The sequence below is a fragment of the Candidatus Nitrosocosmicus sp. R genome (assembly GCF_054408505.1).
Genome location: NZ_CP167090.1, coordinates 2,824,110 through 2,845,596 on the forward strand (window position 1 = coordinate 2,824,110; position 21,487 = coordinate 2,845,596).

Below are 21,487 nucleotides of genomic sequence, written 5' to 3' on the forward strand. Positions count from 1 at the left end.
ATAAAAAAAACTCCTGAGGAAATCAATATCAAAGAAATAAATAAAAATAAGGGATTTATCAATTGTCTAAGATATTCAGGTGCACTTGAAAGATAATTGCAATGCTCCTCACAAATCTTTGTAACTGGAAACAGTAGTAAAATCAATCCAAATAAAATCAACATGATGACTCCAACTGTAGAGATCAAAGCACCTAGTTTAATCATACGACGATATCTCAATGAAGTACCCATCCAACAATCTTACCTTAATACTAATATTCAAGTTTGGATGCATCTATAGTAACGTATCTGTATTCACCATTTTTTGAGACCCTATTGAATTGTTTGTTATAATATAAAAAAGGAACATTGTCTTTCGTGTGAAGGTCCCAAATCTTATGTACTTGATCGAAATACACTTTTCTTTTTTTCATTTTGCGTCTGATTATTTCATGACATAATATATGAGATATTTTTGCACAATTATTATCAGCAAAAAACTTTTCATTTTTGAAATCTGAAGAAAAAACTTTGGGTCTCAACCAAGCGGCTTGTCCAAAATTCTCACCGTGATATGCATCCATACGACAATCCGACCATAAAGGTCCAAAATAAGTGAGATAGAAATGAAATATGGAGAAACCTCTTTCTCGATGATCCCTTAATAGATATGCGAGATTGATCCTATCGAATAATCTTCCAGGAATTACTGGTAAGATATCCACCTCTACAGACAAATCTTCTTTAAATTCACGTTTAATCCACCACTGAAAAAATCGCACCATCGAAGAAACATAACCCCAATCTTCTTGATATCGTTTCTTCCATTCTTCATTTTTTGATACATAAATAAAAAAAAGCTTATCTTGCAATAATAACCACACATCATACATCAATAAAATTTTTGACACATTAAAAGTCTATTAAAAACACATTCGCATACAAAAAGTTCATAATTTAGGAGCAATATAGACAAACTAGATGTCGTTTAGAAAATTAGGTGCTGTAATACTTTTAGTTTCAGATATGAATAAATCTGTTCAGTTCTACAGAGAAACTCTAAATTTGCCATTAAAGAAAGAATCTGACGAATGGACAGAATTTTTCAATAAGGAAACAGTATTGGCATTGCATCCGATTAAACACAAAGAGCATCCGAAGCAGCTGAAATCGGGCCAACATATTCTGCTTGGTTTTTCTGCAAGTGATTTTGATAACACAATAAACAAACTAAAAGAGAAAGGTGTAGTTTTTTTTAAAAATCCTAAGGAAGAAGTTTTTGGACAGCACGCAATAATAGAAGATCCAGATGGTCATCTGATTTCAATTGTAAAATTAACAGGCAACCAAAATGAAGAGGAAGGATTTGATTTTTTGGGGTTAGTTGGTGCAGAATAGATAAATCATCATTTTTTATATAAACAAATAACGATACAAGTTACAATTCGTATATAGTAAAATCATATTAGATCAAAATACAATATCAAATATCATACAAAACTCACAGGTTATAGTAATCAACGTATCAAAGGATTTTGAAAAAAAAGAAGGCGCCATTAATGGATTGAATTATGGGACTTTCTTACCCGGATTTAGTAAATTTAGTGGATCAAATGACTTTTTGAGATAACTAAAATAAGAATAAACGAAATTATTGTATACACTCTTTATGAAAGGAGTCCTAGATATCCCATCACCGTGTTCTGCAGTGATAGTTCCACGATATTCAAATATTTTTTTAAAAGTCTCATAAGTAATATTTTGTAGAAGCCTCGCTTGTTTGGAATCATCCTTGGAATTATTATGATTATCTAAAATGGGACGCGTATGGAGGTTTCCATTACCTACATGACCGTATATGACATACGGAAGACCATATTTGTTATAAAGTGATAAAAGATAAATAATATATTCATAAAGATGATCGATTGAAACCGCAGTATCCTCAATTATAGTAAATGGTTTTCTGGTTCCCACGGTATTCTTTATAGCCATGTTCAATGCATTTTTCCTTGAGTGCCATAATTTATTTATTGAAACTATGTCATGAGCATGTTCCACGATCTTGCCGTCAGGATATATTCTCCTTTTTAGTAAATTGTGTATGTTAGATATCTTTTCCTGAAATTGATAAAAATATTCTACAAATAGCAAGCAACCATTCTTATTTAACGTATTCGACTTAATTGAAGAGTCCATAACGGAATAATCCAAAAGTTCAACAGCGACAGGCACAGTGGAGAGAATTTTCTTAGTATATAAACAAGCAGACAAGACATCAGAAAAATACACTAAGAAGAGAGATCTGAAAAGAGGTAGATCCAAGACCTTTATTCTAAGAGAATTAAAGATTGATAATGTTCCTTCTGAAGCTGCAAAAATATTTTGAGGTTTAAATTCGGGAGTAAAAATAGAATCTAATCTATAACCACAGGAATTCTTACTGACATCAGGATAAAATGAAGCCAATTTATTTTGAATAGAAATTAGAGGAGATAGAATTTTTTTTAATCTACTGTCACAAATACCATTTTCAGCAAAACCTTCCTCTCCGTCTGAATAGATAATGTCAACATGATCCAAATATCTAAGGATACTCCCGTATCCTAAACCATGTGGTCCAGAAGAATTATTGGAAACCATCCCTCCGATGGTGCAATAATTACTACTTGCAGGATCAGGTGGTAGAAACTTGTTTTGTTTTTTTAATTCTTTATCCAAGATACCCTTAACTACACCAGGCTGAACGCTTACAGTGCCCGACTGGATATCCAAATCAAGAATCTTGTTCATGTATTTAGTAAAATCCAAAATCAATCCATTAGATAGGCTTTGACCAAGTAAACTTGTGCCTGCACCACGACAAGTAACAGACAAGCCATTTTTGCTAGCATAATTCAAAGACGTTACTATATCCGCTTTATCTTTAGGGAAACAAATTAATTCGGGGTAAATTTGATGATAGCTTGAATCTACAGAATAATAATCTCTAATCCAGGATTCATTAGAAATATCACCGCTGTAGGAAAGCTTTAGTTCATCATATACATCCATTGAATAATTAAACACCTACATACAATATAATATTTTTAGTGTATGAAGAAAAAAGACTAACTTCATGAAAATCTTTAATTTTTTTATCTCGATATAATAACCTTACTGGTTTTTGATCAATAGAAGGAAAAGAAAAAAGTAGGTGAACAATGACATTAAAGAGGTATTTAAGTGAATATAAAACATTATAGAAATGGTTACCAAAGACCAATGATTGGTATAAAGATGACAGTAAAACAAATATCAATATCCATAAAAATTTGATCTGTTGTTCATAGTTAGTCAGTAAGATTTTGCAGAATGGTATACCCATATTTATATCTGATATTTCAATCATAGTGATTGTAATGAAAGTAAAAATACGGATTTCTCGGGATACTAATCATAACTTTGATACTTCTACTAATCCAGGAGTTTTTGTAGGACTAGAATGGGTTTGGGCTAGTAATATGGTTATTTCAACAGTTGATGTTGGAGATGGTCCGTCTGCTCTGGCGTTTAACCCAAGCAATAATAACATCTATGTGACCGACCCAGTCTCAGATGATGTCTCTGTTATCCAAACAAATAGCTCCAAACCTATTGTTGATGGAATATCCGATCAATCCATAAGCATTAGCAATTTGGTTTGATCGTATGGAAACAATATGTAGACTACGACGATTCTTCTATAGCATATCAATAGACATGTATTAATTTATCCTAATATTATGGACGACCCGATGTCAGGAGTAATAACTCTCATTACAGTAAACCTAAGTAGAAATAAATTGCATGTTAAACTAATTGTAATATATAAACAAGAAATAGAACATGAACTCGATGAGGTGTTATAAAAATAACTCCAAGAATTATTCAACCGCAACCATCCGAATGCTTCACAGGTTTAGGAAATAACATACATGTGCAAGGTAAGTTTAGTAATTGAAATACTGCACTATCAAAATATGAAGATCGCAAAGATATTTTATTCATATATATATTCATTCATTGACAATCATCAATTAAGATAACAGAGTCGAGTCCTAGAAAATTATCAAGATAAAATAATTATTTTCGTCTTATTTGATCAAAATAAAAATGAAAACTATTTTGTAATTATATGACTCAGATTCTCCAATATAAAGATTGTATGTTCTGCCTGAGATACAACTTTGTTATTACCCTCAACAAGAATAGGATAGGATCTAATATTTTTCCTCTTAATTAGATAGTCTAACATTTCACGAGCTTTAGATTCAGTGAAATCATTTACCAGCCAACGTAACGCAAATGGAAGTGTTTTAAACCTATTCCATAGATATATGATGAATTCATCCGTGTCCTTATTTTTAGTAGGTTTTCTTGATACTAGTGAAAAAATATTTCTGGTCTTACCCTCATAAACTATGCCTAGTCCATCTTTAGTTGTTACAAATGGTTCTATTGCGTAGGCCTGATTAGGCATTAGTGAAAATGAAGGTCCATAAGTCTTAATGTTAGGGATAGATTTTCCGGCATGTATGACATACTGTTCTAAAGAATGTCCACTAAGATTTTGAATCGGTTTTAGACCATTGTAGGTTATGGTATTCTCAATTGTTTTTCCAATATCACTTGATTTAGTAGCACGCTTTGCAATCTTGGTAGCTTCATATAATGACAATTCTGCTATTTTTATTAATTGATCATATTTTGAATCATATGAAACAGTAACTGCGGTATCTGCAACGTAACCATCTATATGTACGCCTAAATCAATTTTAACAACGTCAGTATCCTTTATCACAATTTGATCGTCTGGTTCAGCAGTATAATGAGCAGCTATCTCATTCAAACTAATATTAACAGGAAAAGCAGGTTGACCACCTCGCTCATTTATTTCACTCTCGATAGAATCACATATTTCATAAAGTGTCCTACCGACATGATTTTTTTTCCTAGCGTTTTCTCTAACTTGAGCAGCTATTCGACCTGCACGAATATAATTATCTAGAGACATGAATTAGAGATAATAACCCCCCACAATATAACAATAATGCAAATAATGATTTATATTAATTGAAATAAGATTAAAATTAGACAAAAAATTTCTCATTAGAAAGGGATCGTAGTCTAGCTTGGTAGGATGCCAGCCTTGGGCGCTGGAGGTCGTCGGTTCAAATCCGGCCGGTCCCATTACTAATTAATAGCCAAAAACAAAAAGAAAAAAATTATACTCTTCTGCCTCTACGACCACCAGGTTTTCTAGTAGTATCATGAGGAACTGGGGTAACGTCATCTATTCGACCTATACGAAATCCAGCTCGAGCCAGGGCTCTTATGGCAGCCTGAGCACCAGGACCAGGAATTCTTGGTCCAACTCCACCTACTGCTCTTACGCGTATATGGAGTGCATTAATACCCTTTGTTTTGGCAGCGTCAGCTGCAGAAACGGCAGATTTCATAGCTGCATACGGAGAAGATTCATAACGATCTGCTGTTACATGGCGCCCGCCCGAACTAATGGAAATAGTTTCTGCACCGCTTATGTCTGTTATATGGACTAAAGTATTATTATAACTACTAAAAATATGGGCTACCCCCCATTTATATTGAGTAATTTCCTCTTGTGACATGAATGTAGAATTTTTTGATTGTCACATTTAAAAACCTTCTTAAGTAAAATGCGTATATCCTTTTTTTTTAAGCAATTTCTTATTTCCATTGGAAGTGAGAACAAATACTCGCCCATTCCCACTAACTACTTTGCCGATAATATACAATTTTAGTTGATGCATTTTCAAAATCTTGGAAATTTCCAGTAGATTTTTTTCTGATATTGTTCCTACTATATTGTATTCCTCACCTCCATAAAATACTAGGTCGTGAAAATCAAGATTATTTATTGATAAAAACTCCTTCAATTTTGGTGGAATAGGAATCTTGTCCTCCTCTATTAGTAAGTTCACTCCACTTTGTTTTGATAGCTCTTGTAGTGAAGAGGCAAGGCCATCACTAGAATCCATGGATGAAGAAAAATAATGGGCAATAAATATTCCAAATTCATAAGAAGGAGAAGGTTTTAAGACGGAATCAATCGATCTTTTTCTAAAGTAACTATCGGGGCTTGATAGATTGTTTATTAGAATTTTCAATCCTGAAGAACTATAACCGAAAATACCAGAAACAACCACATAATCACCAATACACGCCCCATTTCTTCTAGGTATGTTTACTACCGAAGATAAAGATCCAAACATACAACAATCAATTATGATTTCCTTAGATTCATTAATATCACCACCAACAATATCTATTCCAAACTCTTTTGAAGCTAAAGACAACCCATTAATTAGTCTAGAAATTTCAGAGTTTTTTAATGATTTGGGTAACCCTAATGATATTAAAGCGGCTTTTGGCATTATTCCTTTTGAAACCAGATCACTCACACTAGAAACCACAGATTTTCGGGCTATTTGTTCAAATGTCATTTTGGGTGGGACGTCAGTATGTTCAACTAACATGTCACACGTAACAGCCAAAAATTTATTATCACTAAATTCATTAGATGAAGAATTTAATGAATCTAAAGGCATAATTGATATGTCATCCTTACCTAAATATGGTTCCATATTATTGTTATCAAATTTAGATACAATTAAATTCAGTATTTGTTTCTCATTAAATTTTTTCATAGATTTCAATTATTTTATTATGAAATAATTTATACATAGAATCTACTTTTTCTTTTGTTGACTCCAATGATATTCTAAATGCATGTTCGGTATTTGAGAAACGTATAAGAATCCAAGAACTTTCGTCCAGAATGAATTTCAAACCATCAGTATATAATACATCTGTTGAATAGGATTTTAACGAAGATAGTATTTTCTCAAAGAGATATTTACTATCAATTTTAGGATCTATAGAATGCTTTGTTCGTATTTGTTTAAATTTTGAAGATAGATTCATACATTCATTAATTGTATTCTGATCTAATGAGCTGATAATAACGCTCGCCAATAACCCATCCCTACAAGAAGTAAAGCTTGGCATGATGAATCCCCCGCTACTTCCCTCTCCACCTGCTTGTGAATCGGTTTCAAAAATCCTTTTTATCACGTTTGATTCTCCAACTTTAGATACAAAGACTTGACCACCATGATTATTGACATATTGTTCAATTGAGAGACTAGAGTCGAGGCTAATGGTAAATCTTTTGAATCCGTTATTGCGTACAACGCCAGCAATACATAACAATAAAGTCGAATCAGGATTAAGCTGAATGCCTTCATTGTTAACGATTACCAGTCGATCCCCATCCAAGTCAAAGGCAAAACCAAAATTCAACTTGCTTATTTTAACTAATTCACATAATTCCACCAAGGGATCAGATGTTGGGTCGGGACCACGAGAAGAGAATCCCAGCTTGTCATTTATTCCAAGATATTTTACATGATAGGAATCAAGCAACTGATTAGCATAATTGCATGCTGCCCCCCCTCCAAAATCGATACCAACTTTGAAATTATCATTTGATTGATTTGGTTGTGGAATATAGTTTGTTATATCGTTCAAAAAGCTGGCATTAATTTTGAAATATTGGCCAATTTTAACATGAACTTGGATTTTCGTTTTTAATACCTGATCTAAATCTTCCTCAAATAATCCTCTCCCTTTTATAAGCATCTTCAACCCATTCCAAGTTAGCGGGTTATGTGATGCTGTAATCATTAAAGCACCAGAATATTTTCTGGACTCTCTAAACAAAACTGGTGTAGGTGCAATACCTAGATCATAAACATTAATCCCTTGTTCTAAAAGACATCCGATTACGATATCTGTAATTATGCCTCCTGATGGTCTACTATCTCTTGCAATTACACAAGTCTGCATATCATAATTATTTTTCAAATAAGATCCATAAACCCTAGAAAAACGGGCTATCTCTTGTATACTAAGGTCATCTCCAAATATCCCCCTTATTCCTGAGATAGATATCTTCACGAAAATAAGGAGGTAGATGCAATAATTTATGTTAACTGGATTAAAAAAAGAAAAGTAATAGATCAGGAGAAACGCGAACCGGTCAACAGTACTTCGCATTGTTCACAGATTCTTTTGTCTATATTTGACTCAATACTATGGTGTACATCACATATTATGAAAGTATATCGCATAAAATTACATAGTTGAATAAATTTTGTCATCGTACTTGGAGAATAAGCATTATTTGTAGAAAGGTCTTTGGATATATCGTTTATCATTTTCATAACTTCAAAATTATCTTCCAGTTTAGCTACCAATGAAAGATCGCCCCGGGTTCCTCTGATGTAATTACTAACTGCAGCTTGAGTAATCCCAAGAAGTTTTGCTACAGTCTCTTCTTTAAGATCATAATCTCGAATTAATCTTTTAGACAAAATAGCACGAATAGCAGGAATCAAAGATTTGGATTCAATTTCAGAGGGTAACAACATAATAATAATTTCTAAATTTCTAATTATATAAAGCTTTTTTTAAGAATTAAAATAAACAAAAAATAATTGGGTGATATGGATTTAGCCTTCTTCCCAGCCTTTATCAAATACACCGTTTTTATGTAATGGAACTGGTTGGCCTGCAGTATATTCTAATGGTCTCATCCAGAATATAGCATGAGTTGGACAAACACCTAGACATGCACCGTCAGAAATACATCTCTCGGGATAAAAGACAAATGCTTTGCCTCTTTTCCAACCTTCAACAGGTTTAACACGAAGTACATCCGGACCTAATGCGGTACAAATTTCTACACAAAGCGCACACCCAATGCATCTTTGTTCATCAACATCTGGAAGTATAGCAATTGGCATCTAATAATTCACTACTCGTCTTGTAACGATAAAACTATTTAAACTATATGCCAATAACAAAACAGTGTTATACAAAAGATAAAAAACTAGATAATAATATCTATTTTTTGATTTGACGCATTACGTCTACTTGACCACTATGAAGCCAGTCTTTTAATTCTTCATGTGATGGTTTTGCATCATGCTTACCCTGAAGATGAAGATGGAGTAATACATAATTTACCTGATTCAATAAAACCTTGTTGGCTTCATCGCCCTTGCGAGCTTTTGCTTTTAATTCCTCCGGAACGGTTCCCCACCATTCCTCAAATGATCTTACCATTAAAAAATCAGCGCTTAGTTACTTTATAAATATTTTGAAATATTAAATCACAGATACAGAAATCAGCATGAAAAAATCTCATATTTACGACCTAAAAAATACATATAACCTATAATCAGTTTTTAAGGTATGCCCTTTTTGATTGAAGATATTAATTACGCACAAAAGGAACTAAACACATTTAGATTAAAAACCTCGGGCATCAGAGATGGGTCTATTCATGAGAGATTCATTTTTCCTTTTCTTTGCGGTTCATATTTTACATACAGAAAGGTAGACGTAGAAAGAATAACATCAATAGCTAAAGCGGTATCTAAAGATCCAACTTACTTAGATGTTGGATGTGGTTATGGCGATTTCTTGGAAAAAATTATTCAATATTTACCTAATGCAGAAGGTATTGAAAAGAGCGCCGACATATTTTTCAAATTAAGAAGATACAAGCCAGATTATATTAAAATTGGCGATGCATATAATGGAATAGAAAAAAAATATGATCTAATATTTGTTGGATGGATGGAGCCGGGGGTCGATTATAGGGATAAAATTGCTGCAAGTACAGATGTAATAATTACAACTTTCGATAAGGGTGGACAATGTGGAATGAATGGAGAATGCGAAATGGATGAGTATGGGTTTGAAAAAATAGCAAGCTGGATAACTCCATCCTGGATTGACGTTAATACAGAACTATTGAACAAATATTATTCAAAAATACCACACAGAACCATTGAATTTTTAAAACAGCTAAGGGGAGCGCACAATTTATGGTATGTTTATTCTAAACCAAAATACAAAGACATCATAAAAGAAACATTAATCAAATCTAGTAAAAAAGATAACAGTAGGGATGTTTATGAGCATGAAAAAATCTTGGATGAATGTGGATTTAGTTATAATGAAATGCTCCCTTCAAATCCGGATATTTGCTTATGGAAAATGAAATTTGAGGAATAATGCCTCCAGAGATAAATGATTTAGGTATTGCATTAAATGCATTAAAAGAATTTAGAAAATATTCTATTTCATCTCATCATGAGAGATTCATTTTTCCTTTTCTTTGCGGTTCATATTTTACATACAGAAAGGTAGACGTAGAAAGAATAACATCAATAGCTAAAGCGGTATCTAAAGATCCAACTTACTTAGATGTTGGATGTGGTTATGGCGATTTCTTGGAAAAAATTATTCAATATTTACCTAATGCAGAAGGTATTGAAAAGAGCGCCGACATATTTTTCAAATTAAGAAGATACAAGCCAGATTATATTAAAATTGGCGATGCATATAATGGAATAGAAAAAAAATATGATCTAATATTTGTTGGATGGATGGAGCCGGGGGTCGATTATAGGGATAAAATTGCTGCAAGTACAGATGTAATAATTACAACTTTGGATCAAGGTTTGAGCCTTGCAGTAGAGTTTGAGGGACATGGGTTTGAAAAAATAGCAAGCTGGATAACTCCATCCTGGGATGACATAAACACAGAAATAACTAACAAATATTATTCAAAAATACCACACAGAACCATTGAATTTTTAAAACAGCTAAGGGGAGCGCACAATTTATGGTATGTTTATTCTAAACCAAAATACAAAGACATCATAAAAGAAACATTAAGAAAATGTCTTAAATATGAAGGGCAAAGGGAAATACGTACATATGAATTTGAGGATGTTTTAGATGACGCAGGATATGGATATTTAGAGAGCATTAAAAGTAGTAATGAAGAGTATCTATTGTGGAATATTGATTTTAGTTAGTAGTAATGCAAAAAGACTAATATGATAAATAAATTAAGTAGTTTTCATTGAAAGTTACAACGTTAGGAGCTGCCAGAGAAGTTGGAAGATCCGCATTCTTGATTAATTCAAATAATACAAATATTCTACTAGATTACGGAGTTCTTTTGAAGAAGGAACCTCTTTTTCCGATTCAAGTGAATCCAAAGGATATCGATGCAGTCGTAATAACTCATGCACATCTGGATCATTCAGGATGTGCTCCATCCCTTTTTCTTCAAGAAGATTCAAATCTAGAAGCTTTAGCAACTATGCCTACATTTGAACTCTCCGAGCTACTAATTCAAGATATGATAAAAATATCAGGCTTCTATCTTCCTTTTCAGTATCATGATTTAGTGAACATGTTAAATCATGCAAGACATTTAGATTACAAGAGTAGTTACACCATAAGGGACACAAACATTACTTTTCATGAATCGGGACATGTTATAGGTGGTGCAACAATTTTAGTTGAATCAGATGGAAAAAAACTGTTCTATACCGGCGATATGAATACACGAGGTTCCAAGGTTCTGAGACCTGCCGACCTTGATGTAGGCGAAATTGATATGTTAATAATTGAGAGTACTTATTCCCAAGCAGAGCAGGTTCCCAGGGAACAATCTGAAAGGGAATTAGTAAAATTTGCAAAGGAAGTGGTCGAGAGGAACGGTGTATTTTTTATACCTGCATTTTCTGTTGAAAGAGCTCAAGAAATTGCTTGCGTACTTAAAACATATAATTTTCCATACAAAATTGCTATGGATGGGATGGCATTAAAAACCAATGATATCATGCTCAGATATCCAAAGTATCTTAGAGACCCTCAGATGTTTAAGAGTTCGATTGAAGATGTTGAAAGAATAACAAGCTGGCAAAGAAGGAAAAGAGTAGTTAAAGAACCCGGAGTAATAATTTCTCCGGCTGGTATGTTAGTTGGCGGTACAGCGGTTTTTTATATAGAGGAAATTTGCAAGAGCCAATACAATGGAATTGCTCTGGTTTCCTATCAAGGGGAGGGAACGCCAGGAAGATCATTACTTGATAAGAGACAAGTAACTTATAATGGAAGAACAATAAAATGTTTGGCAGAAGTAAATAGATTTGACTTTTCAGGACATAATAGTAGGACAGAATTATTTGAGATTTTAGATAAGGTGAAAGGAAACCCTCAAGTAATGACTGTTCATGGCGATAACCTATCATGCACCAAGTTTGCAGAAGAAATTATTGAAAAGTATGGGTATAAGGCTCATGCTCCAGAAGCCGGCGAAATAACCACGGTTTAACCAAGAAAAGAAAACAATGTTACATATAACAGCAACCCCCTGGTAAAATTTTCTTACAATTGAATAGCAGATGTACTCTCAATATTAATTCAACCATTAATAGCGGACAATCCTTTCTTTGGGAAAAAAGAGATAAATCATGGTATGGAATATATGAAGAATCGATATTAAAAATAACTGAATATGAAAACAAAGGTGAAAAAACATACGAATATGATTCTTTTCCTAAAATAGAGAACTGGCAACAGCATGTATTTAGATTTGATGACAAATACGATCAGATTATGAATGAAATTTCTGGAAAGGACATGATAATGGACAATGTAACAAGAAAATATCCGGGATTACGAATTATGAGACAAAGACCAATTCAATGTATTATATCATTCCTATGTTCGAGTAACAACAATATCCCAAGAATTCGACTGATATTGAGAAATCTCTCCAAGAAATTTGGAAAAAAGGTGGAATGGGATAGTAATGAATTTTATACATTTCCAAGTCTAACAACGCTACACACTACTTCTGTACCAGAACTCTTACTTTGTGGATTAGGATATAGAGCAGAATTTGTAATAAAAACAGTAAGAGAAATAGTAAAGCAAGAAATTGACATGGTAAAATTAGCAGAAATGGATTACGATAAAGCAAAACAAGAAATATTGAAGTTAAGTGGAGTTGGAGACAAAATAGCAGATTGTATATTATTATTTTCCTTAAACAAATTAGAAGCATTTCCAATTGATACTTGGATTATAAAATTTTTTCAAAAAAAATTGAGTCAAATCTTAGACGAAGATATGAAAATAAATGAAAAGATCACTCCCAACCAATATAGAGAGTTATCGAAAAAAATTAGAGAACACTATGGAAGATATTCTGGATATGCCCAGCAATATCTTTATTATAGTATCAGAGAAGAAAATGGAAGAAGATGGTAGTAGGCTATAATCCATCTACTTATTTCTCTGTTTTTTATTATCGGTCGATTTCTTTGAAGATTTAGAAGTTGATTTCCTAGAACTGGAGGGCGTATTTTTTGTTGTTTTGGTGGACGTCCTAGAACTGGAGGGCGTATTTTTTGTTGTTTTGGTGGACGTCCTAGAACTGGAGGGCGTATTTTTTGTTGTTTTGGTGGACGTCCTAGAACTGGAGGGCGTATTTTTTGTTGTTTTGGTTATAACATTTTTCTCTATTTTTAGTATTCTTTTATCCATTTCCTTAAGTAAAGATTGAGTCTGTTTAATAGATACGGACTGCTTTTCAATAGAATTGAGACCTTTTTGTAATGGTTGCGTTACTTTTTGTATCTTTTGAATTTCTTTAAACAGTTTATCCACATTCTTATTAATGATCTCTAGGTTTTTCGTTATAGGAGTTAAATCAATGTCCCTATGATCAGAACTCTTTTTCATAGTTTTCTTTCTACTTGCGCGATTCGATTTTCCCTCTTCATCTTCATCTTCATCTTCATCTTCATCTTCATCATCTTCATCTTCATCATCTTCATCTTCATCATCTTCATCTTCATCATCTTCATCTTCATCATCATCATCATCATCATCATCCTCTTCTAATTCTAATTCTAATTCATCATCCTCTTCATCATCCTCTTCTAATTCTTTTTCTAATTCTTTTTCTAATTCTTCTTTTTTATCTTCGTTATTATCTTCTTTTTTATCTTCGTTATTATCTAAATTATTAGATTTTGAAGTGTCATCATCTAGAGATAGAAAGTGATCATCAGCTACTATTAATTTCTCTTTTTTATTAATGATAATAGGAAAATATTGAACTTCTAAAGACATATCTATACAGTGAAATAAAATACCAAATATTAAAACTGATCTCTATAAAATATTACAAAGTAATAAAAAAATACTAGCTAACTTAGTGGTTTCAATTCCTCCGTAAAAGTATTGTAAATAGACAATGCTTCTTCTTCGCTTTTCGCTCCCACAATCGTGGCGGCTCCACTCGTAAGGAAGCTAATAAGTAATTGATTTTGAAAGGACACTGTTATACCCAAATTGCCTTTTGATTTCAATATATACCCATTAGATTCGGCGATTTTCAAAATATTTGTTAAATCAACCTCATTTGTAATTTGGGCTGGGGTAACAGTGTATGTTCTCTTGCCTCGATCTCTTCCGCATAATTCTTCTACCATAATAGACGGAATTTTGATATCTTTTTGTTCAACATGCAATCCGCAAGAGGGACATTCATCATGTCTATTCATTTGAATCTTATCAAAAACTAAATCATTTAGATCGACGTATAATAATTTATTGACTAATGATGGCTGCTGTCCAATTGCGATTTTTACTGCTTCAGATACCTGAATTCCAGAGACAAGATAAAGAATTGATGGATGTACTCCCTCAGTACTACATGTTGGCATTTCATCTTCAGATAATTCAGGAAAGATGCATCTAAGACAAGCACTCTGATTTGGAAGAATAGTACAGACTGAACCAACCATTCCAAGAGCTCCAGCATAAATAAAAGGTATGCCTAGTCTTAGGCAAGCATCGTTTAGAGCATATCTAGCATCGATACTATCCAAAGCATCAATAACTATATCATATCCTTTAATTATTTTTTCAGCGGTAAATTTAGTAACGGAAATGGGAATAGCTTCTATTTTAACACTAGGATTCATTTTCTGTAAACGTTCCAAGGCAGCTTCAACTTTTACCTTTCCTATATCTGCATCAGTGTACAAATGTTGTCTGTGAAGATTAGAAATCTCTATTACATCTCTGTCAACTATTCGAATCTCTCCTATTCCCATTCCAACTAATTGAGATAAAACCGGGTTTCCTATTCCTCCTGCACCGACAACACATATTTTTGTATCTTTGAGTTTTTCCATCCCGACATAACCAATTTCCTCGAGCATAATTTGCCTCGAATATCTTAGCATATCTTGATTGGTTATTTCAGCTCCACCGGCAACTGCAGGCAAAATATAAATAGAATCACCTTCATTCAAAACTGAACCCATCCCTGCATTGTTAAAACGCATATTTTTTCCATTAATATAAATATTAATTAATGCTCTAGGCTTTCCATTAATGTCTATAACTCTACGTTTAAAATCATCACCCATAATACCGGATACAATGTTGAATGCTTCATCCAAAGTTGAAGCTTCGATAGACATTTTTTTTTCTCCTGCACCTTTGTTTAAAACTGATGGAACAACAAATTCTATTGTGGTCAATTTATAATTAACACCCTAATTTTTTCGATTTATATCCGTTTGTTCAACGTATCATTGCAGAAACTAGCCTGATATCAGGTTTTACTGAACTAGGAGTAGGAAGGAGATCAGTAATAGATTCAGTAGTTTTAAGTCCGTTACCAGTAACATAACATACTATATTTTCGTCTTTATCGATTCTATTTTCCTCTATTAGTTTCTTTAAAACACCTACTGCCACACCACCAGCAGGTTCGGTGAATATTCCTTCGGATTTTGCAAGCAATAAAATGGCATTTTTAATTTCAGAATCAGTAACTTTCTCCCCTATTCCATTATATTGTCTTAGACGTTTTAGTACATATATCCCGTCACCAGGATCCCCTATTGCCAGGCTTTTTGCAACAGTATTAGGTTTTTCTACGGGTATAACTTCATTAGATCTATTTTTATAAGCATCAACAATAGGTGCACAACCATTAGGTTGGGCAGCAATTATCCTTAAATTAGAAATATCAGAAATTAATCCTAGGTTCATTATTTCTTCAAATCCTTTACAAATGGCATTCAACATAGCTCCACTTCCTACTGGAATTACTAGTACATCAGGGACGGTCCAATTCAATTGTTCCAATACTTCAAACGCTAGTGTTTTAGAGCCCTCGACGTAGTAAGGTCGCATATTTATATTTACAATTCCATAACCATTAGAATCTCCAATTACCGAAGCAATCCTATTAGCATCATCATATGTACCATCTACCGCTACAAATTTGCCTCCGTACGACAAAGCTTGTGCGATTTTAACATCCTCTATGTCAGAGGGGGCGAAAATGTAACAAGGTAAATTTGCCTTTGCTGCATGAGCGGCGGTAGCAGATGCTAGATTTCCAGTAGATGCACAACCCACGGCAGATAAATTCATCTCTTTAGCTTTTGAAACTGCAACCCCTGCTGGCCTATCCTTAAAAGAGAAAGTTGGATTTACGGAATCGTTTTTAATGTATAAATTCTTAAATCCGCCAAGACTATTACCCAAATTATCTGCTTTTTGTAACGGAGTGATCGCACCATTTAAACTGACTATATTTTTCTTATCTTCTATCGGAAGAATTTCAAAATATCGCCAATAAGTTAAATCTGAACGACTTTCAAATGTATTCTTAGTAATGGTAGTATCTATTTTATATTGGACATCCAATGGCCCAAAGCAATCCTCACAGATATATATAAACCTTGGGGAATACTCTTTATTGCATTCTCTGCATTTTAGTGCACTTATAATTCCCATTATTTCTGAATACAAAGGAACAATATGATAGATAAATCTCTCTAAATAATATTTAGTATTACTTAACTATTAGGAATCAATCAGCCTAATTCATTATGAAAACACGAACGATTTCCTGTATGACAGGCAGGTTTCATAGAATTAACCAGATATAATAATGCATCAGAATCACAATCAACTAATATTTTTTCTACTGGTTGAATATTCCCCGATTCTTCACCTTTCATCCACAATCTATTATGAGAAGTACTCCAAAAATGTGCATTTCCAGTTTCAACGGTTTTGGTTAAGGCGTATTTATTTGCATACCCAAGCATCAAAATATCTTTAGTTCTTATATCTTGAACCACTACAGGGATGATTCCATTTCGTTTTTCAAAATCGATTTTATCTATGGTTTTTAACAACCTGAAATATTGGATCAAAAAGGTATAAGAATTTTCTATAATACTAAAATTTACTCCTAAATCTTTGGGGTATTTTTATTAAATAGTATGAGATACTCATTAAAATAAAGACATAATTGTTGCTAATGAATAATTGGAATAAACCTAGTGACGAGAAAACTCTGCATATAGGATTTGATGACACTGATTCAATAAATGGAAGATGTACTACTCACCTATCTTATTTAATATCAAATATGTTAATAAGAAAATTTCAGGTAGAATTTGTTGATTTTCCACTATTAATAAGACTAAATCCTAATGTTCCTCTTAAAACTAGAGGAAATGGTGCAGTCTGTTTAAGAATAAGAGGTAGAAATTATGAAAAAATCAAAGAGGAGATCACTTATACCATAGAAAACTATTCCGAATTAGAAAACGGGGCTAATCCGGGTTTAGTTTTTTATGAAGGGAATGACATTGGCAAAGACTTGACAACGTTTAGTGAAAGTGCTATGAATACCATATTAAGTAAACAACTAGCCATAAAAATAGCGAATAAGAATGATATGCAATTCAGCATTTTTGGAAAAGGATATGGAATTGTAGGTGCGCTTGCAGCAACAGGTTGTCTTTTAGATTCGGATCATACATTTGAAACAATTGCATACAGAAGTAAAGAAAATATCGGAACTAGCAGAAAAACAGATAACCTTAAAGTAAAAAAATTAAGCGAGCAATCATATCCATATACCTACAATAATTTTGACATTAAAAATAATAGGATACTAATTACCCCTCGTGGGCCTGACCCAGTGTTTTGTGGTATTAGAGGAGAAGATCCATTTATAACCACATTATTTCTGAAAAACTTGTGTATCGAAGAAGAATTACACGGCTATATGATATTCAGATCAAATCAAGGAACGAATTTACATCTAGTCAAAGAGAACAGTGGAATTAACATTAAACCATTTACCTCAGGACGTATAACTTGTCAAGTTGTATCTACACCATCCGTAATTAATGGTGGACATGTAATATTCAAAATAAAGGATGAGCTTGACAGTATCTTACCAGTTGCGGTTTACCAACCTACAGGTCTAACAAAGATTGCAAGCATGTTAATAATTGGAGATAGGATTGAGGTAGGGTATGGCTCACATCTAAAATCAAATAATCAAATTACACTTAACCTAGAATACCTCATAATCAAAGAATTAGCAAGAGTGTATAACATTAGAAATCCCACTTGCGAGAAGTGTTCTAAAAATATGAAATCGGAGGGAAAGAATAAAGGATATCAATGTCATATTTGCAAAACAAGAATTAGAAATAGTGTAAAAATGAAGACGGAAAAGGATAGAAAACTAAAGTCGGGTCTATATATTCCGGAACCTATTGCGCATCGACATCTTACCAAACCATCATCCAGGTATGGTATGGAAAAGCGATTTAATAGTATGGAAATAAAACAGTTGTTAACAAGTATAAAATGGATAAAAGATAGCGGGGGGTTGATTTGAACTTACGGCTGGCTTTAAAGGCACAGAAACCGCTCTGCGGGTTATGAGCCCGCCGGGATAACCTAGCCCCTAAAAAGGTCTGGCTTCCCCACCCCGCTAAATAATATTGGTAATATAAGGAGTATATATACGGTATAGATGAATGAATTGAATCGGGACCGAGCAAAAGGGTAGAGATTCATTTCCGGTTTTTTATTTGCGAGACTATGTCTTGTTAGTTTATTATAAGCATATCAAAATTATTTGATACAAGTGCATTATTCTAATTACAACATACGAATTTGAATAAAATAAAACACATAGTTAAAACGTTTAAAGTGCACTACAAACTAACTGTCGTGTTGCTATTCTGAAATATCTATTTGATAAGACGTCAACAATTAATTAGTTTATTATCGTAACTTTTTCATCTTTCATGGCCAAATAATCACTGCATTTGTTAAAGGAGTATATGATCATCTTAGTCATATTAGTTATAGGCAATGGAAAAGGCTTGGTAGGAATAAAAAAAGAAACTTAAGTTTCTAGTGCGGGAGATGGGATTTGAACCCACGGACCCCTAAGAGATGAGGTATCTCAATTATCCTGGTTTCTGAGCTTCGTGTTTTAAACATCTCACGCCTTTGACCAGGCTTGGCAACTCCCGCATAAAATATTTTTAAAAAGCCCAACATATATTCTAATAAAAAATAAAAAGAATCATTCCATTTCAGCTCCACCGACAAGATTTACGAAAATATCATCTAATGTGATAGGAGATACAGAAAATGACAAATTATTACGAACCAAAATATCAGATATTTCTCTTAAATGATGCTCAAAAGTAAATAATCTTATAGAGTCAGAACTCATACTAATTGTCTTCCCAAAAGAATTAATGAAGTTTCTTAAATCATAAACATTATAATCCTTTGATATGTTAATGTCAATCCTTATTTGATAATTTAGAGTATTTCTCAAATCGTTCATGTTGCCTCTAGAAACAACCCTACCTTCATCAATAATGAATATGGAATCAGACAACATTTCGGCTTCGTCCATATAATGAGTAGTCAAAATAATTGTTATTCCTTTATTTTTCCAATCTTTTATGATAGACCATACCTGTCGTCGTGATACTGGATCCAAACCGATAGTAGGTTCATCCAAAAATAGCAAAGGTGATTCAGTTGCCATGGCCATCCCAACTAAAATTTTCTGTTTCATTCCTCCCGATAGATTCAACGCAGGAATATCCTTTGCAGAAAAGAGATCAAGTCTTTGTAATATGTCAGATGTTTTCTGCGATGCGGACTCTTTCTTTTCGCCTCGTATCCTCAACCAATTATAAATATGATCCCACGGAGTTAATGCGCGTAAGGGTCTTCCTTCCTGTGGAACTATAGAAATTTTTTGACGTATTTTTTCTGGTGACTGGAGTATATCGTCACCGAACACCAATATCTTTCCAGATGTGGGTAACAATTGAGTAGAACAAATACGTATAAAGGTAGTTTTTCCGGCCCCATTTCTTCCCAATAATGTAGATATCTTTCCTTTTTCGATTTGTAAAGAGATATCATTTAATGCCTTTTTATTGGAATTTTTGTATATTTTACTTACATTAAAAGATTCTATTGCTATCATATAGTATTGATCTAAATTTGTACGAAAAATAGTTTTTATAGTTCAATTTTTTTTGAATTCCTCTGACAATTCTTTTAATAGATTTTTTTGAGTATCATTAATCTTATCAGGCAATTTTACTTCGATTTTTACGTATTGGCTCCCTCTTCCAAATTTTCCATATCTTGGCAAACCTTTTCCTTTGATTTTAAAAACAGCATTAGCTTTGGTACAAGCAGGAATTTTCAATTTTTCAGTTCCATCTACGGTTGGAACCCTTGTTTCCGTTCCTAATATCAAGTCAATAAATGAAACATCATAATTATACATCAAATCTCCATCATCAAGTACTTTAAAAAGTTGATGCGGGATTACATGTACACGTACCAATAAATCACCATTCATTCCACCCTGAATGCCTTCCCCTTTTCCAGAAATTCTTAGTGTTACTCCGTCCTCAACACCAGAGGGTATATCGATCTTTAGATTATTTGTTTTTCTAACTTTACCATTACCATGACAAGTATTACAAGGTTTTTCTATTATTTTACCTTCTCCGTGGCAAGTATTACAGGTATCTAACGAAATAAAGGTGGAAAACTGATTTTGGTTATAAACTCTGCGGGTTTGTCCTTGGCCGTTACATGTAGGACAAATTTTTGGTGAAGTTCCTGGGGAAGCACCTGTCCCCGAACAAACCGAACAGTCTTCGATTGTTGGAATTTGTATCTCTTCCCTCTTACCTTTAACTACTTCCTCCAGAGTCATGTCTACGTCATATAGTAAATCTCTGCCTCTTTGTCTTCTGTTTGAGGTTCTGGAATTGAAGCTAAATGGATCATTATTAAAACCACCGCCTCTACCGCCGCCCATTCTACCAAAAATCTGTTCAAAAATATCGCCTACATTACCAAAGCCAATATCTTTAAAAATTTCTGCGAAATTGTCTTCAGATCCCCTAAATACTTCCTCATTACCCACATGACCGTATGTATCATATCGTTTACGTTTCTCCTGATCAGATAGTACAGCATATGCTTCAGAAATTTCTTTGAATTTTTCTTCTGCTTCAGGCGATTTATTACGATCGGGGTGGTATTTTAACGCAAGTTTTCTATATACAGATTTTAGCTCATCCTTAGTAACAGTTTTTTGAACTCCAAGTACATCATAATAATCTTTTTTACTCATAACAAATCACAAAAATAATTAAGTGTGGAAT

22 protein-coding genes and 3 tRNA genes are annotated in these 21,487 nt (G+C 33.3%); 8 read left to right on the forward strand and 17 right to left on the reverse strand.

Annotated elements, in window-relative coordinates:
• Window positions 1-253: 253 nt before the first annotated feature.
• The gene (locus AAGU22_RS14570; RefSeq protein ID WP_458719832.1) at window positions 254-853 is read right to left on the reverse strand and encodes a hypothetical protein; all 600 of its coding nucleotides are present in this window, start codon (window positions 851-853) and stop codon (window positions 254-256) included.
• A 109-nt stretch (window positions 854-962) separates the two neighbouring features.
• Between AAGU22_RS14570 and AAGU22_RS14575 the strand changes: the two genes are divergently transcribed.
• Window positions 963-1,379, forward strand: a complete 417-nt coding sequence (locus AAGU22_RS14575) for a VOC family protein (RefSeq protein WP_458719833.1) — start codon at window positions 963-965, stop codon at window positions 1,377-1,379.
• A 171-nt stretch (window positions 1,380-1,550) separates the two neighbouring features.
• On the opposite strand, the gene AAGU22_RS14580 is transcribed toward AAGU22_RS14575, so the two are convergent.
• Window positions 1,551-3,035, reverse strand: coding sequence for an FAD-binding oxidoreductase (locus AAGU22_RS14580; protein ID WP_458719834.1), 1,485 nt, complete (start codon window positions 3,033-3,035; stop codon window positions 1,551-1,553).
• A 347-nt stretch (window positions 3,036-3,382) separates the two neighbouring features.
• Here AAGU22_RS14580 and AAGU22_RS14585 point away from each other — a divergent pair, with 347 nt between their 5' ends.
• Window positions 3,383-3,667 (forward strand): hypothetical protein, encoded by a 285-nt coding sequence (locus AAGU22_RS14585; RefSeq protein ID WP_458719835.1) that lies wholly within the window; start codon window positions 3,383-3,385, stop codon window positions 3,665-3,667.
• Between the two features lie 455 nt (window positions 3,668-4,122).
• Here the strand turns inward: AAGU22_RS14585 and map are convergent, their stop codons facing one another.
• A complete protein-coding gene (gene map, locus AAGU22_RS14590; RefSeq protein ID WP_458719836.1) occupies window positions 4,123-5,016 on the reverse strand; it encodes a type II methionyl aminopeptidase in 894 nt (297 codons plus the stop codon).
• A gap of 102 nt (window positions 5,017-5,118) precedes the next feature.
• On the opposite strand from map, the gene AAGU22_RS14595 reads away from it, so the two are divergent.
• Window positions 5,119-5,192 (forward strand) — tRNA-Pro (locus tag AAGU22_RS14595).
• A gap of 35 nt (window positions 5,193-5,227) precedes the next feature.
• Here the strand turns inward: AAGU22_RS14595 and AAGU22_RS14600 are convergent.
• The 6 genes from AAGU22_RS14600 to AAGU22_RS14625 all read right to left on the reverse strand — a co-directional run bounded on the left by AAGU22_RS14600 (window position 5,228) and on the right by AAGU22_RS14625 (window position 9,173).
• A complete protein-coding gene (locus tag AAGU22_RS14600) occupies window positions 5,228-5,632 on the reverse strand; it encodes a 30S ribosomal protein S11 (protein ID WP_134483782.1) in 405 nt (134 codons plus the stop codon).
• Between the two features lie 39 nt (window positions 5,633-5,671).
• The gene (gene thiL / locus AAGU22_RS14605; RefSeq protein WP_458719837.1) at window positions 5,672-6,691 is read right to left on the reverse strand and encodes a thiamine-phosphate kinase; all 1,020 of its coding nucleotides are present in this window, start codon (window positions 6,689-6,691) and stop codon (window positions 5,672-5,674) included.
• Window positions 6,678-8,003, reverse strand: a complete 1,326-nt coding sequence (locus tag AAGU22_RS14610; protein WP_458719838.1) for a phosphomannomutase — start codon at window positions 8,001-8,003, stop codon at window positions 6,678-6,680. The genes thiL and AAGU22_RS14610 overlap by 14 nt, the downstream gene beginning before the upstream one ends.
• Window positions 8,004-8,065: 62 nt before the next feature.
• Window positions 8,066-8,476 carry a transcriptional regulator gene (locus AAGU22_RS14615; protein ID WP_458719839.1) on the reverse strand — a complete coding sequence of 137 codons (411 nt, stop codon included), beginning with the start codon at window positions 8,474-8,476 and terminating at the stop codon, window positions 8,066-8,068.
• A gap of 81 nt (window positions 8,477-8,557) precedes the next feature.
• The gene (locus AAGU22_RS14620; RefSeq protein WP_196817305.1) at window positions 8,558-8,851 is read right to left on the reverse strand and encodes a 4Fe-4S dicluster domain-containing protein; all 294 of its coding nucleotides are present in this window, start codon (window positions 8,849-8,851) and stop codon (window positions 8,558-8,560) included.
• A 100-nt stretch (window positions 8,852-8,951) separates the two neighbouring features.
• Window positions 8,952-9,173: a hypothetical protein gene (locus AAGU22_RS14625; protein ID WP_458719840.1), complete on the reverse strand. Its 222-nt coding sequence runs from the start codon at window positions 9,171-9,173 to the stop codon at window positions 8,952-8,954.
• Between the two features lie 129 nt (window positions 9,174-9,302).
• Between AAGU22_RS14625 and AAGU22_RS14630 the strand changes: the two genes are divergently transcribed.
• The 4 genes from AAGU22_RS14630 to AAGU22_RS14645 are packed head-to-tail and all read left to right on the forward strand — an operon-like array spanning window position 9,303 to window position 13,190.
• A complete protein-coding gene (locus AAGU22_RS14630) occupies window positions 9,303-10,130 on the forward strand; it encodes a class I SAM-dependent methyltransferase (RefSeq protein ID WP_458719841.1) in 828 nt (275 codons plus the stop codon).
• Window positions 10,130-10,939, forward strand: a complete 810-nt coding sequence (locus tag AAGU22_RS14635; RefSeq protein ID WP_458719842.1) for a class I SAM-dependent methyltransferase — start codon at window positions 10,130-10,132, stop codon at window positions 10,937-10,939. The genes AAGU22_RS14630 and AAGU22_RS14635 overlap by 1 nt, the downstream gene beginning before the upstream one ends.
• 47 nt (window positions 10,940-10,986) lie before the next feature.
• Window positions 10,987-12,249: an MBL fold metallo-hydrolase gene (locus tag AAGU22_RS14640; RefSeq protein ID WP_458719843.1), complete on the forward strand. Its 1,263-nt coding sequence runs from the start codon at window positions 10,987-10,989 to the stop codon at window positions 12,247-12,249.
• 59 nt (window positions 12,250-12,308) lie between these two features.
• On the forward strand, window positions 12,309-13,190 hold the full coding sequence (locus AAGU22_RS14645; RefSeq protein ID WP_458719844.1) for a DNA-3-methyladenine glycosylase 2: 882 nt from the start codon (window positions 12,309-12,311) through the stop codon (window positions 13,188-13,190).
• A gap of 15 nt (window positions 13,191-13,205) precedes the next feature.
• Here AAGU22_RS14645 and AAGU22_RS14650 read toward each other — a convergent pair whose 3' ends face one another.
• The 4 genes from AAGU22_RS14650 to hisI form a co-directional block, all read right to left on the reverse strand.
• On the reverse strand, window positions 13,206-14,057 hold the full coding sequence (locus tag AAGU22_RS14650; protein WP_458719845.1) for a hypothetical protein: 852 nt from the start codon (window positions 14,055-14,057) through the stop codon (window positions 13,206-13,208).
• A gap of 77 nt (window positions 14,058-14,134) precedes the next feature.
• Window positions 14,135-15,478: a ThiF family adenylyltransferase gene (locus AAGU22_RS14655; protein ID WP_458719846.1), complete on the reverse strand. Its 1,344-nt coding sequence runs from the start codon at window positions 15,476-15,478 to the stop codon at window positions 14,135-14,137.
• A 43-nt stretch (window positions 15,479-15,521) separates the two neighbouring features.
• Window positions 15,522-16,748, reverse strand: a complete 1,227-nt coding sequence (gene thrC / locus AAGU22_RS14660) for a threonine synthase (protein ID WP_458719847.1) — start codon at window positions 16,746-16,748, stop codon at window positions 15,522-15,524.
• Window positions 16,749-16,828: 80 nt separating this feature from the next.
• Window positions 16,829-17,155, reverse strand: coding sequence for a phosphoribosyl-AMP cyclohydrolase (hisI, locus tag AAGU22_RS14665; RefSeq protein WP_458719848.1), 327 nt, complete (start codon window positions 17,153-17,155; stop codon window positions 16,829-16,831).
• Between the two features lie 125 nt (window positions 17,156-17,280).
• Here hisI and AAGU22_RS14670 point away from each other — a divergent pair, with 125 nt between their 5' ends.
• The gene (locus tag AAGU22_RS14670; RefSeq protein ID WP_458719849.1) at window positions 17,281-18,660 is read left to right on the forward strand and encodes a TiaS agmantine-binding domain-containing protein; all 1,380 of its coding nucleotides are present in this window, start codon (window positions 17,281-17,283) and stop codon (window positions 18,658-18,660) included.
• Here AAGU22_RS14670 and AAGU22_RS14675 read toward each other — a convergent pair.
• The 4 genes from AAGU22_RS14675 to dnaJ all read right to left on the reverse strand — a co-directional run bounded on the left by AAGU22_RS14675 (window position 18,642) and on the right by dnaJ (window position 21,456).
• Window positions 18,642-18,758, reverse strand: a tRNA-Met gene (locus AAGU22_RS14675). The genes AAGU22_RS14670 and AAGU22_RS14675 overlap by 19 nt on opposite strands.
• A gap of 430 nt (window positions 18,759-19,188) precedes the next feature.
• Window positions 19,189-19,307, reverse strand: a tRNA-Leu gene (locus AAGU22_RS14680).
• Between the two features lie 52 nt (window positions 19,308-19,359).
• Window positions 19,360-20,286: an ABC transporter ATP-binding protein gene (locus AAGU22_RS14685; protein ID WP_458719850.1), complete on the reverse strand. Its 927-nt coding sequence runs from the start codon at window positions 20,284-20,286 to the stop codon at window positions 19,360-19,362.
• Window positions 20,287-20,328: 42 nt separating this feature from the next.
• On the reverse strand, window positions 20,329-21,456 hold the full coding sequence (gene dnaJ / locus AAGU22_RS14690; RefSeq protein WP_458719851.1) for a molecular chaperone DnaJ: 1,128 nt from the start codon (window positions 21,454-21,456) through the stop codon (window positions 20,329-20,331).
• Window positions 21,457-21,487 lie beyond the last annotated feature (31 nt).